Here is a 13,680-nt window from a genome sequence, read left to right as displayed (position 1 = left end):
CGTCACCTTTAGTTACCAATTGTAAAATAATTGGTAACTGCCGCAAGATTTACGGTAAAGCCTTTAGTAATTATAATAATTTACTGGAATAGAGGCGCAAACCTAATAGATGTCACCTTGCATGGTGCTATCATTATCTCCCATTACCACTTCGTCTCTTTCTTTTGCCTGAATTAAGCTCATAACACCCCAATTCTCTGCTACTATTTCCATTGCATGATCATTTACCTGTTGCGCTAGATTTTTAGTTCCTGCTTTTAACCAAAATTTAATCCAGTGCAAGCCTATTATACCCGTGTCTTCTCCTGTAATATTTGCATGTTCAAGATTATGATGGACCACTTCTATTTTCCCTTCTTTACCCATAAAAAATTCCTACAATTTTATTAATTTAAACTATAAATATCACACAACACAACTTAAAATTATATTGCTTAATAGTATTTAACTAATAAAGGGACATGGGTCAAGCAGAAGTTAATTTTTTAATAAGTATTATTAAAATGATAAGAAATATTCATTAAAATAACTTAGATAAATTTTTGAGCTAAGTTATTCAAAAATGTGGGTGGTCAACACAATTTAGTTTTCCTATTAATAACGAATCTAAAGACTCCTCTATTACAGGTAAGGTATAACCTATCAAAATGCTCTTAATAATCTCTCCTCTTGCTAACTTGGCAGCGATAGGGCTAAAAGAAAAAGAAGAGGATTTATCATACCATTGTTGCAAAAATATGTCATGAAATGATTTAATATCTTCTGCATTCTGAAGAAACTCAGGAGTTTTAGCTTTGCTTCGTATAATCGTATGCTTAAGAGCAAGGGCATAATAAAATTTAAATGTAATAGCCTCATTATTAGTTTTAATTAGCTCAGGAATATCCTCACTTAAGTCGACTTTCTCAAATTCACGAATAAGCAGTTCTTTATAGCGATCAATAATTTCCTGGCTTTTTATTAATTCCGGATATAATTGCTGGCAGAAATAAATACATATTTCTGCGCGCTTTACTGCAGTAAGCAATGGCGACATTTTTATTCTAGGGGGGATATCCCCTTTTATCTTATCAACTTTAGGCATTCAATCCTCCACTTTTTAATAGACTGCTTTTAAGACGTGTATCGAGCTGGTATACTGTTCGTACCTGAAGAGTTGGTAGACGATAGAATCAACTTCAAGAAGAGCAAGGAGGGTCAAAGTCGCGCACCGGAGCGTACATATTAGTACGCAAGGAGCGCAGTCTTTAAGGCACGACGACGCCAATTCTTGAAGTTCACCGAGTATAATTGGGACAATGAATCTAGGCTCAAATCCTGCGTTGCACCTAAGTACGCTACGGTTTTGCGCGCCTCATCTCCTTCAGTTCCCTGCGCGATGCGAGCTATAGTCACTTAGGTTAAACTAACTACGTTGTTGCTCGTCGCTTACCTAGTATCTCCTAGGCTTCACTCCTCGCGCCTAGTATCTAATTCAGCCTAAGTGACTATAGGAAAGAAGTCTAATGAATTTTTATGTCATAGCTATGGTCATAACAACAACATACCGCGCTCCCGCAGCTTTTAATATTTTAGCACATTTATTAATGGTGGTCCCTGTAGTTAATACATCATCTATCAACAATATTCTCTTACCATTAATTTGATATTTTTTATTCATAATAATACTCCCAGCCAAATTTTTTTCTCGTTCATTTTTAGATAAATAAGTTTGAGCTTTAGTCCATTTCGTTTTAATTAACATCCCTGGAACCACTGACGTTCTTATTCTCTTACTTATTTCTAAAGCTAAAATTAAAGCTGGGTTATACATTCTAAATAACCTTTTAAACCTATTCATTGGAACGGGAATAATATAATCAATACCATGCAGTTCATGTTGATATTGATTATAAAGTAATTTAGTAAAAGTTTTAGCTAAACTAGTCTTATCTTTATATTTAAAATTATGAATAATTTTTTTACTATACTCATCAAATTTAATCAAGCTACGAGCTAAATCATAATAATGATTAGCCTGGAGACATTTTCCGCACTTCATTCCTTCTAGAATTGATATGTTGAAGGGGCGGCCACAAATAACACAATAAGGCTTAGTAATAAAGTGAAGCTTTTTCCAGCAATTAGAGCAAAAATCTTCATTACTATAGATTATTTCAGCACAAGAAGCGCACCTAGACGGTAAGATGTAATCTGTAATATATTTATAAATTTTATACATAATTAATATAGTCATTAAGAAGTTTATTGCAAATTTAACCTGACCTATTATAATTAACTTTCTGTAAAAAAATAGGCAAAGCTATGCGTATAGTATCAAATACAAAGAAGTTTCCAACGAATGAGCCAAATGGTGAGACTGAGGTTTATTTTGAACAAAGAGCTACTAATGAATTAGAAGCAAAAACTAATTATTTTAATCAACCAGTTATAAAATTTCCTATCACTGATACAAATAAGGCAGAAGCTAGGGACATCATTGATAAGATGTTTACAGATATGAAAAGTTGTGGCATAGGACTTGCTCATAACCAGCTGCAGAAAGTAGGCGAAGCTACAAATCCTTACGCTATTTTTGTTATAAAGCGTGAAGATGCAGACCCAGCACTTTATGTACCCGAGGAAGCATTTGTTAATCCTGTAATAGTAGGACATAGCGTAGAAAAAACAGGTTTTGCTCATGGCTGTTTAAGTGCTATAGGAGCCAAGGGAGCATGGGTGGACACTTATGACGAAGTCCTCATTGCTTTTTACTCACTCCCTGATCTACAGCTTCAGGTTAAAAAATATCCAGGTCACTCTGCAGTAATTTGTCAACATGAAATTAATCACTTAGCAACCAGAGGGACTTATATAGATGCTGTAAATAACTGGTTTACAGGTGATTGTTTTACGGAAGCTACAGACTTTTATCTTGATCCAGCGGAGGCTAAAACAGCAAATAAAAATAAGACTCCTCCAGACAGAATCGGAACAAATATCCCTTGTTTAACTACCAACGAGACATTGTCCAGATCTAAAAGGGAGATAGCAGAAGATAAGGCACTGCAGAAAGTTTTAGCTGAACATTTTAAGGCACACCCTGAAGATAAACAATTATATAATAACTTAATGACGGCGTCAGATACTGATGTACCATTATATGGAGAAGCTCTAGCAGAAAGAGAGTAATTTTAGACTATATCGTTCTTTAAATTAACGGGTCTCCGAACACATGGATTTCCAAAAGTAGGAGCTCCTTCTATTGGCTCAATTGATACGCAAGGACTTTTTATTTCATAGGGAGCCCCGGGCGTGCACGAGAGTAATTGTAAAAGCAGTGCAAAGAAGAGGATAACTTTTAACATTCTTGTCATTGTACTTAAAAATTAATTTATTATCTTAAAAAAAAGACTAACCTAATCTTTGATTAATCACAAGTTTATTTTAAACTTTCTATTGGTTGATTCGTTTATTTGCTGCTATTTCCCTGATACGCATGGTAAGTTTTGCAAATATCATATCAGGCGCTCTTTTAGGAGATAATTTATAAATCACGTCCGGCTCTAGCACATCTTCTTTTTTTACTTCTACCGATAATATAATAGTATTTTCCGGCATGCAGGCATATATTTCTTTCATAATGGCGCCAAAAGTTATAAAATCTTGGGTAGCAAATTTTATTTTTGCATCATAATTTCTTATTTTTATGGTCTCTTTTTCTACCCCTATATTTGACTTGAGATTACTTGAAAATTCTTGTTTGATCGAGGTAGTGATAGGTTCATTTAAGTTATATTTTGTAGAAAAACTAGTAATCTTTTTTATTAATTTTGCCCTATTTAAACAACTTTGTTTATATGAAATAGATAATAAACCCTGATATTTTAAATAGGTATTTAATATTGTCTCTTCAGAATTTTTTATAGAGTAAAGCCTTAATGTTTCCTGAGCTAATGACTCTTCAATGCTGTCTCTCTTTTTAACTGAGCTTCTATAGTCTTTATTAAAAATTTGCAGTAAAAATAAAAACATACCAATTGCTAAGAAGTACATCACTATCTTAAAAAAGATAACATTCTTTAAATTGATAATAAAATTTTTAAGCATGCTTAACCTAACCGTTTAGTAATTATCAAAGAAAGAGGTATCACTACCCTATTAGATAAATTAACTATTTGATCATTAAATATTCTAAGGCTAATTTCCATATTGCCAAATATTTTGGTATAATCTGCTATTTGTTGCTTTAGCATCTTTATAGAATCTTCTATAGAGGTATTAACAGTAATAAATTTTAAAAATATTGTCGTCTCGGTATATTGCGTAGGTGATAATAATGTATTATTGAGGTCTAACCTGTGCCATTTCATTCCTTCTAAAATTAAACTAGGCGGTAGGCTTCTTACAAAATTTTCTAATATATCAAAGGGTATAGGAATAGGTATCTGCAACAATGCCTCAAAAATATAGAGATCAGCTAAGTTAGTAGCATTTTGAATATATGGATATTTTTGCTTTATATTATAATATTCTTGCTCTACACTGGAGTAATGTAAATTTAAGATAGCTAATTTTTTATAATTTTCTAAAGTTTTAAGTTTAACCACTACCAATGTAATGACCAATCCTATTATTATAATTAGTAATGGTTTAAAAACAAAAGAGCTAAAAATATTAAGCTTAGATATTATCTTTAAATCCTTATTATATGCTGGATAATTTTTATGTTTATTAAATAATTTAACAAGCATAGGATCAAAAAACTTGTCACTATTAATATAATGTTTACCCAATAACGTATGATTCGTGACACTTATTACTTCGTGTTCTCCAAATTTAGAATTGGCAAGTAGTGTCTTTAAGTGCTCATTCACTATAATAATTATACAAACCTTAAGGCCTAAGCTGATAATGTAATTTTTAGATTCTATCAAACAATCTGCGATTTCTTGTTCAATTATTCCTTGGATATAAGAATCAGATTTATCAGCAGGATAATCAAAGGTTTGGATAGAAATAATATTCCCCTTATGTTTTACAATCAATTTTATTCCACTACTTTGCAAAATACATACAAAAATTTGTAAATGTTCTATATATTGCGCTCTATCAATCTGGTTGATAATCTTATCAATGATTATATTAAGTTCTAAAACTACAAAATACATTCCCCCAAATTTAAGATTAGTATTTAGTAACACATGATCAAGTAATGTACTTAAAAATGGAGTATAATGAGAAGAGACGATTAAAGTGTTCCATATTTCGCTAGGTTTAGTAGTTACATTATAAACATTATAGCCCACTATATTATCCTTGGAAAAATACTCTTCTATAAATTTCTCAACCGGATTAGTCTTAACTATTGAGGGAAGCACTGGCACTAAATCATGGCGCAGTTTACAATCAGAATTATTTAATAAGAAGAACACATAAACTTTTTAAATTTCTGAAAAAATGCTTTATATAGCTCTAATTTTTCTTGATTTTCTAACGGTATAAATAAACTATCAATGATTTTATTATGTATAAAAGCAAAAAGGAACACTCCCTTATCACCTATTAATATAATAATATTTTTCCTACATAAAAAATAGCCAAGCAAAAACTTCAGCATATTTTTTAACAGGCTCTTAATTTTGTAAAAATTTAAATATTCTAAGCATAAATATTAGGTGCAAATTATATATTATTTAGTATATACTCTAGGAACTTCAAGAATTGGCGTCGTTGTGCCCTAAAGATCTGCGATGCTCACGTACTATAGTACGCTGCGCTTCTCGACTTTGACACTCCTAGCTCTTCTTGAAGTTGACCTTCGTATACCAACTCTTCAGTTACGAGCAGTATATATTATTTAGTAGTTGCTAGAAAATTTATTATATATACGCAATGGATTTCAAGAGTTGGATTTTATTTGCCAGGAGTGAGAGCGCGGAGCGTACAACTAAAGTACGTGAGCACGCGAAACTTTGATAAAATGAAAAAACAACTCTTGAAAGGCGAAGAGTATACTTCTCGGAACTTCGTCTACCTCCTCTTCAGGTGCTGACAATATACTGTGCGTATTTCAAGATCCTCATTTAAACGAAAAAATAGTAGGAATAGTGTACCTATTTCAAAAAATTTCTACTATTTTGCAGATAAAATATGCATAAATCAAGTTATAAAAATTTCTTTCATAGAACCTAAGGCAATTGTTAAATGATTAAACTTACCACTGAAGAGATTAGAAGTAAATTTATAAGTTATTTTATAGCAAATAACCATATACATATTCCATCTAGCTCTTTAATACCTCATAACGACCCTAGCTTAATGTTTGTTAATTCCGGCATGGTACAATTTAAAAATGTTTTTACCGGGCAAGAAGTGAGGAATTATACTAAAGCTACAACTAGTCAAAAATCACTCCGGGCTGGAGGTAAGCATAATGATCTAGAAAACGTTGGTTACACAGCAAGGCATCATACATTTTTCGAAATGCTAGGTAATTTTTCTTTTGGAGATTATTTTAAAGAAGAAGCAATATACCATACCTGGACTCTTTTGACGCAGGAATTTGCTCTCGCCAAAGAGAAATTATATGTTACTGTTTATCATACTGATGAGGAAGCAGCTTCTTATTGGAAAAAAATTGCCAACCTAAGTGATAACCGAATTATTAGAATTAAAACCAATGATAATTTTTGGTCTATGGGAGATACGGGGCCTTGTGGTCCGTGTTCAGAAGTTTTTTATGACCATGGCGATCAAATAAAAGGAGGGCTACCTGGAACAAAAGAACAAGATGGGGATCGCTTTATTGAAATCTGGAATATGGTATTTATGCAATTTGAGCAATTAGATGCTAATACTCGGATAGAATTACCCAACAAATCTATCGATACTGGAATGGGACTTGAACGTATTAGTGCGGTTATGCAAAATGTTCATGATAATTATGAGATAGATTTATTTAAAGAAATAATTGACTATACCGAAAACATAGTCAAAGTAAAGGCGGAAGGGAATGCGCAATTCTCGTATCGGGTTATTGCGGATCATTTACGTGCATGTGCTTTTTTGATTAGCGATGGTATTATGCCCTCAAATGAAGGGAGAGGATATGTGCTTAGGCGCATCATGCGCCGCAGTATAAGACATGCACACATACTTGGCAACTGAACCTTTAATGCATAGATTATTGCCAAAATTAGTAGATCTTATGGGCAATGCTTACCCTGAACTAAAGAGAGCAGAAGATTTCATTAGTAATATTTTAGAGCAAGAAGAATTACGCTTTAAATTGACCCTAGAACGTGCTTAAAATTGCTTGATGAAGAACTTACCCACTCACAGCATAGCTCTGTTCTATCTGGCGAGGTAGCTTTCAAAACTATATGATACATATGGTTTCCCTATTGATTTAACTGAAGAAATATTAAAGAGTAAGCAGGTGTCAATTGAACTTGAGGGCTTTAATAATAAGATGCAAGAACAAAAAGAGAGAGCTCGAAAAGCATGGAAAGGGTTCCAATGAAGCAAAACAGATAAAATTTGGTTTGATATTCAAGCTACCTTTGGGAGTACTGAATTTTTAGGTTATTCTCTAGAGCAGCTAGAAGGTAAAGTATTAGCTTTGATTAAGGATAATACTTTAGTAAATAGCATAGAAAAAATAAACGATAAATTTCTCTTAATTAGCAACCAAACCCCTTTTTACGGAGAAGCAGGTGGACAACTGGGAGATATTGGGTTTATAAACACTGCTAACTGTAGGATTAAGGTAATTGACACTCTAAAATACATCGGTGGCATAATAGCACATGTCTGTATTTTGGAGACAGGAGAGGGCATTAAAACGGGAGACAATGCTGATTTTACTATTAATGTTCAATACCGGCAAAATTTAAAGATTCATCATTCTGCCACTCATATATTACATGCAGTGTTACATCAGATATTAGGCAAACATGTGACCCAGAAGGGTTCGCTAGTAGCACATGACCGACTGCGTTTCGATATTAGCCATATGAGTAGCTTAACCCAAGAGCAAATTATCCTAATTGAAGAGCAGGTGAATAACATTATTAGGGAAAATTCTAAAGTTACTACTACTTTAATGTCTACTCAGGACGCTATTCAAGCAGGAGCTGTAGCGTTATTCGGAGAGAAGTATGATTTTGAGGTAAGAGTAGTGTCTATGGGTAGTAATTTAATCAATGGCAAAGCTTATTCTCTAGAACTATGCGGTGGTACACATGTTACTAGAACAGGCGATATTGGGGTATTTAAAATTACCAGTGAATATGCGATTGCCGCAGGTGTTCGAAGAATAGAAGCCATTTGTGGAGAATTTGTATTAAAGTTAATGCGAAATAATGAGGCTATTATCGATAATCTATCTTCAATCTTAAAAACCAGTAGAGATGAAGTATCTGATAAAGTAAAAGAGCTAGTGAGCAGTAAAAAAGAGCTGACAGAGGAGGTAATGGCATTGCAGATTGCTATGCTTGACCTGGATGAGAAACAAATTACCCAAGACTCTATAGATATATCGGGGGTAAAATTTATTTATAAATTAGTCAAAAATATTGATAATAAAATATTACGCTTGTCAGCTGAACAAATATCTAATAAATGTAGTGATTTAGTAATTGTATATATAAATAAAGCTGGTAAATTATCTGTCACTGTAGCGGTTAGTAAAGAAATTACTAATAAAGTACATGCCGGCAATTTCGCTACATCAATTTCTATATTTCTTGGTGGTGCTGGCGGAGGGGGAAAAGCTAATATAGCCCAGGCCGGCGGGGTAGATACCAGTAAAATAAGTCTTTTACCAGAAAAAATAAAAGATTTACTAATAGACTTAATTAATGTTAGTTTGGGCTAAAAAATCACTTTCAAATCGATTTAATACGATATTTTTACCACATATAGTGTTTAGGAGTTTATTCGTAGTATTATTTTAAGCTTTTAAGTATTAATATGATGATGTATAATGCATGGGTGAAGTGTTTAGCAATTTTTGTTAAACGAATAGTAATACTAGTATGTGTTTTACAGAATTGAACTTGAAAATAGGTTTTTTCTTAAATATACTCCTCTTTCGATGATTTTGCTGCTAGGCGCGATAGTAGAGCCTATAGATAATAGGCGAGCTATTTGACAACGACGCATGCAAATTTCATATTAGAGGAGTATACTAGGTTCCTTTCACAACATGCTTCTGCTCAGGGATTTTTAAGCAAGGTTCTTCGCTTTAAAATTATAGGGTATTTAAATATATACTATTAATGTGAGCCTCGCCTAAATGAATAGACGTAATGTTGAGCAAAGAAGCCTAATAAAGAATAAGCTTAAGTAATATTCAAGGTGTATTATCCCATACATCTTAATATTTTTCAAAACAACAATTCTCTAAAGCAAAAGAGTATAAAACAATTAATTAACCTTATAAGGAGTTTGTTATGCTACTAAAAAAATCCGCAATAGCTTTTCTAGCGCTATTCTTACTTTCTGGCTGTACTACTAAAAAGCAAAGTACTACTATTGCTGCGGTAAGTCCTACCGCCACCGAATATACTAAATTATCTGATTTCGAAAAAACTATTGGTGATAGAGTACATTTTGATTACAACAAGTCAGAGCTTTCCTCTACTGCAAAAGGACAATTACATAGACAAGCATGTTGGCTAAAAAGACATAGCAACATAAAAGCTACTATCGAAGGTCATTGCGATGCTAGAGGTACAAGAGAGTATAACTTAGCGCTAGGGGAAAGAAGAGCAGAAGCAGTATCCCAATACTTACAAAGTCAGGGAGTTGATAAAAGTAGATTAGACACTATTTCTTATGGTAAAGAAAAACCTGCTGTAATTGGTGATAATGAAGCTGCTTGGTCCCAAAACCGTAGAGCGGTAACTGTTGTTAAATAATTACTTTAGTATAGAACACAAAAACTTGTAAAATTAGTAAAATAATTTTTAAGTTTTTGATAAAATTTAAGCGGTAAAATTGAAGAATTTACTTCAATTTTACCATAGGGTAGTGACAAATATCAGGTTTGTACAAAAAGTTAGTAATTTTCTTGTTTTCCTTAGCGTATATTCCTCGTGATATGAATTTGCAAACTTGTCGAAACAGCCACCATATTCTCTCCTCCAAATTTGTAACCGCATGTAAAGAAAAGTTCTGGTATACTTCTAAAGTACTTATTGTGTTTTAAGAGAAAAAGAGTGCGGTAAGCACTACAAAAACGCATGCCGCCCCTCCCCTAATATTTGCTAAAAATAATTTTAGGTTCCGTGGAGGTTTCTATGTAATGAGTAGATTTATAGGCATTTTTGCTCACAGAACCGCAGCGTACTAAATGTACATGAGGATTCGAGAACGAAAATAACGATCGATAAGACCATTAGATAGAAACCTCCACACAACCTAGGGAGCATTGGAGTATAATAATTATTTTTCTACTATAGCCATATGATAAAACTATTGGGTAAGAATTTAGATACTAGATTAATTACTCTATCTTTAACTTTTGCTTTTATTTACTTATGCCTCTTTAACTCGGTAGTGTTTTCTTATAAATTTGGTTACTATAAGGTAACTTTTTTTAAGGCTATATTAGAATTAACGAAAGATGCTGTTTATATTTATCTTTTTACTTTTATTATTTTCTTAGGCTTAACGATTCAGCGGCTGGTTTTTATAATAGGAACAATATTATTATTTATAACAGGGGCGGTCGCTAGTTATTACTTATACTATTTTAAAATTTCCCCTACTAAGGAAATGATGGGGAGCGTTTTTTCTACTCATTTTAATGAATTATATGAAATTATCAGTATCAAATTACTGCTTTGGTTAGGCTTTAGTTTATTTATCTGTATATATCCTATAAAATATTTTTCATTTGCTAATAGTAAATTATTTAGTCACAAGCTACTATCAGCAGTTTGCCTGTTAATCACCATTAACAATATTTTTATTCCGCAATTTAAATTATTATGTCAGTATTTTCCTCTCCAATATTTACATAATAGCTACTTATATTTGTCTATGAATAGCAAAATAGCCGCCAGTCATGAGAATATAAATCAAAAATTTTCTTTTATTGATAAAGCAGACAACAACCTTATTGTAGTATTGGTAATAGGAGAATCAGCAAGATTTGATCATTTTGGTATAAATGGTTACTCCAAGGATACTACCCCCTATTTAAGAAAAATTAATAATCTTTTTTCATTTAAAGCTCAGTCTGCCTCTAATCATACCTATCTTTCTGTGCCGTCTCTTTTGTCCCGATACTCAAGTAGAGATTTAGATAAGAGCCTAGATGAAACTAGCTTTTTATCAGTTTTTACGTCTTTAGGGTTTAATACTCACTGGCTTGGCACTCAAACTTTACTACAATATTTAAAAGGTAAAAAACAATCTACAATTTATGATGAAGTGCAATTTGTTATGATTCCTGGAGGATCTGCCCTGTTGAAAATGAATGATTATGATGGGAAAATGCTACCTTATATTGAACAGTTTGTGGAGGCCAAGACGGAGAAAAAACTCCTAGTGGTTCATACTTCAGGAAGCCATTGGAATTATTCTGCAAGATATCCTAAAGAATTTCGAAAATTTACTCCTGGATGTAATCAAGTTGCTAAATCAGACCCTAGTACTTGTGGTATTGAAGGGTTGATAAATGATTATGATAATTCTATTCTATATACAGATTTTTTTTTATTTAGTCTTGTAGAGTTATTAAAGAATAATAATGCTTTTTTAATATACGTTTCTGATCATGCGGAGTCGTTAGGGGAGAATGGTTATTATGGTCATGGAGGCCCGTTGATTCCAGAACAAACCACAATACCGTTGATAGTTTGGGTATCTGACCTATTTAAAATGCGTCATCCTAATCTAGTAAAAGCTATAAAAACTCATTTAGGCTCTGAGTTAAGCCATGATTATATATTTCATTCAATACTTGACTGTGCTGGAATACAATCTAAAGGCATTAACAAAAATTTAAGTATATGTGAGAAACAGAGAAATGGTTAAGGTTTATTTGATTGCTGGAGAAATTTCAGGTGATTTTATAGGAAGTCATTTAATAGAAAGCCTTAAAAATCTTTATAAAATAGAGGGAGAAAACATTGATTTTGTAGGGGTAGGAGGAGGATCAATGGAAAAAGCTGGGATAAAGAAAAGTCTTTTTCCTATTAAGCAAATAAGCCTTATTGGGTTTACGGAAATATTACCTCATCTTTTTAAAATTACTAAATTAATTAAACAAGTGGTAAGGGATATTGAGCAGCAAAAGCCCAACTTATTAATTACTATAGATTCTCCTGGCTTTACTTATAGAGTAGTGCAGAAAATTCGAAAGCTAAGACCCCACTTAAAGATTCTCCATATTGTGGCTCCCACAGTTTGGGCATATAAGCCTTCGCGAGCATTAAAATATGCTAAGGTTTATGATTATTTATTTGTTTTATTACCATTTGAGCCTCCTTATTTCCAGAAATTGGGATTAGATTGCCGATATATTGGCCATCCTGTTATAGAGCAAAATTTTTATGAAGGACAAAGTAAAAAACAGCTGAGAGAAGAGTTGCAAATATACTACAATGATTTAACTCCAAAAATAAATTGGGACACTAAAATCTTATCAGTAACTTGTGGAAGTCGTAAGGGGGAAATAGTAAGGCATATGCCAGTTTTTGTTGAAGCAATCAATATAATAGCGAATCAGTATCCTAAACTTTTAGTAATATTTGTTTTAGCGGATATGGATCACCAAGTACTGCTTACACCGTTCTTGACAACGGTAGATTTTTACTATATTTTTTCAACTGATCGTTTGAAAATTTTTGCCGCTTCGGATATTGCCTTAGCTAAATCTGGCACTAATACTTTAGAAATAGCTGCTTGTAATACCCCTATGGTTGTTGCATATAAATTAAATTTATTAAGTTACTGGCTAATCAAATTTTTGATAAAGGTCAATTATATTTCTTTGATTAATATAGTGGCAGATAGAGAAATATTACCAGAATTAATACAATATAATTGTACTAGCTCAAAAATCGCTAAGACATTAATCTCATTATTAGCTAATCGGGAACAAGCTGATAGGCAGTTAAAAGAAAGTAGAAAAATTCTAATAGAATTAGGTTTTAATTCCATTCATTCTCCCTCTAATATAGCGGCAACTATCATCAAAAATGAATATCTCTCTAATAAGTTAACTTAAATTAACTTGAGTTGGATATAATAGGCCTCTTGTGAAACTCGCATCGCGCAGGGCATTTGAAGGAGACTCTTCGCCCCAAACCGCAGCGCACTAGGGTGTAGGTGAGAATTAGAGAACGAAAATAACGAGGAAATCGACCATTAGAGAGAAACCTTCACAGCACCTAATAAGTGATATCTAATTCAGGTTATATACTGCTCATACTTCAAAAATTGTTTTTTTATTTTATCATGGGCTCACGTATAGCCAAAGTGATTTAGCTGGTGACACTTGAATTTAAAGGCGAGGTTGCGCAGCGTATAGAGAATACGTGAGCACAACCGAATCCTGCAAAATCAAGTGTCACCAGCTAAATACCGCAGGCTATACCAGCATGTACGCTGCGCACGCTCGCCATTTAAAATAAAATCCAATTCTTGAAGTATGAGCAGTATATCAATTGTCTATAATCAACA

General features: G+C 32.8%; 12 protein-coding genes and 1 pseudogene. 6 read left to right on the top strand and 7 right to left on the bottom strand.

What is annotated here, in order from left to right; translation table 11 throughout:
• Nucleotides 1-102: 102 nt before the first annotated feature.
• The 3 genes from AAGD44_RS05505 to AAGD44_RS05495 all read right to left on the bottom strand — a co-directional run bounded on the left by AAGD44_RS05505 (nucleotide 103) and on the right by AAGD44_RS05495 (nucleotide 2,221).
• Entirely contained in the window at nucleotides 103-366 is a 264-nt protein-coding gene (locus AAGD44_RS05505; RefSeq protein ID WP_341763735.1) for a hypothetical protein, read from the bottom strand.
• A 190-nt stretch (nucleotides 367-556) separates the two neighbouring features.
• Nucleotides 557-1,084, bottom strand: coding sequence for a hypothetical protein (locus AAGD44_RS05500; RefSeq protein ID WP_341763734.1), 528 nt, complete (start codon nucleotides 1,082-1,084; stop codon nucleotides 557-559).
• Between the two features lie 429 nt (nucleotides 1,085-1,513).
• On the bottom strand, nucleotides 1,514-2,221 hold the full coding sequence (locus tag AAGD44_RS05495) for a ComF family protein (RefSeq protein WP_341763733.1): 708 nt from the start codon (nucleotides 2,219-2,221) through the stop codon (nucleotides 1,514-1,516).
• A gap of 83 nt (nucleotides 2,222-2,304) precedes the next feature.
• On the opposite strand from AAGD44_RS05495, the gene AAGD44_RS05490 reads away from it, so the two are divergent.
• Nucleotides 2,305-3,171 (top strand): peptide deformylase, encoded by an 867-nt coding sequence (locus AAGD44_RS05490; protein ID WP_341763732.1) that lies wholly within the window; start codon nucleotides 2,305-2,307, stop codon nucleotides 3,169-3,171.
• A 2-nt stretch (nucleotides 3,172-3,173) separates the two neighbouring features.
• Here the strand turns inward: AAGD44_RS05490 and AAGD44_RS05485 are convergent, their stop codons facing one another.
• The 4 genes from AAGD44_RS05485 to AAGD44_RS05470 form a co-directional block, all read right to left on the bottom strand.
• Nucleotides 3,174-3,356, bottom strand: coding sequence for a DUF2706 domain-containing protein (locus tag AAGD44_RS05485; RefSeq protein ID WP_341763731.1), 183 nt, complete (start codon nucleotides 3,354-3,356; stop codon nucleotides 3,174-3,176).
• Nucleotides 3,357-3,435: 79 nt separating this feature from the next.
• Nucleotides 3,436-4,089, bottom strand: coding sequence for a hypothetical protein (locus AAGD44_RS05480; RefSeq protein ID WP_341763730.1), 654 nt, complete (start codon nucleotides 4,087-4,089; stop codon nucleotides 3,436-3,438).
• A 2-nt stretch (nucleotides 4,090-4,091) separates the two neighbouring features.
• The gene (locus AAGD44_RS05475) at nucleotides 4,092-5,414 is read right to left on the bottom strand and encodes a hypothetical protein (RefSeq protein WP_341763729.1); all 1,323 of its coding nucleotides are present in this window, start codon (nucleotides 5,412-5,414) and stop codon (nucleotides 4,092-4,094) included.
• Nucleotides 5,399-5,599: a hypothetical protein gene (locus AAGD44_RS05470; protein ID WP_341763728.1), complete on the bottom strand. Its 201-nt coding sequence runs from the start codon at nucleotides 5,597-5,599 to the stop codon at nucleotides 5,399-5,401. Before AAGD44_RS05470 ends, AAGD44_RS05475 begins: the two co-directional genes overlap by 16 nt.
• 587 nt (nucleotides 5,600-6,186) lie before the next feature.
• On the opposite strand from AAGD44_RS05470, the pseudogene alaS reads away from it, so the two are divergent.
• From alaS to lpxB, 5 genes and pseudogenes are all read left to right on the top strand, one after another.
• Nucleotides 6,187-7,795 (top strand): annotated as a pseudogene (alaS, locus tag AAGD44_RS05465) (alanine--tRNA ligase); the annotation flags it as partial.
• A gap of 201 nt (nucleotides 7,796-7,996) precedes the next feature.
• Nucleotides 7,997-8,860: a DHHA1 domain-containing protein gene (locus AAGD44_RS05460; RefSeq protein WP_341764692.1), complete on the top strand. Its 864-nt coding sequence runs from the start codon at nucleotides 7,997-7,999 to the stop codon at nucleotides 8,858-8,860.
• A gap of 577 nt (nucleotides 8,861-9,437) precedes the next feature.
• A complete protein-coding gene (pal, locus tag AAGD44_RS05455; protein WP_341763727.1) occupies nucleotides 9,438-9,905 on the top strand; it encodes a peptidoglycan-associated lipoprotein Pal in 468 nt (155 codons plus the stop codon).
• Between the two features lie 547 nt (nucleotides 9,906-10,452).
• On the top strand, nucleotides 10,453-12,030 hold the full coding sequence (locus AAGD44_RS05450) for a phosphoethanolamine transferase (protein ID WP_341763726.1): 1,578 nt from the start codon (nucleotides 10,453-10,455) through the stop codon (nucleotides 12,028-12,030).
• Nucleotides 12,023-13,225 carry a lipid-A-disaccharide synthase gene (gene lpxB / locus AAGD44_RS05445; RefSeq protein ID WP_341763725.1) on the top strand — a complete coding sequence of 401 codons (1,203 nt, stop codon included), beginning with the start codon at nucleotides 12,023-12,025 and terminating at the stop codon, nucleotides 13,223-13,225. The genes AAGD44_RS05450 and lpxB overlap by 8 nt, the downstream gene beginning before the upstream one ends.
• The last annotated feature ends 455 nt before the right edge of the window (nucleotides 13,226-13,680 follow it).

Source organism: Candidatus Tisiphia endosymbiont of Beris chalybata (assembly GCF_964026555.1).
Lineage (GTDB): Bacteria > Pseudomonadota > Alphaproteobacteria > Rickettsiales > Rickettsiaceae > Tisiphia.
Note: the sequence above shows the minus strand (reverse complement) of the source record. Positions and strands in the feature narration are given on the sequence as shown.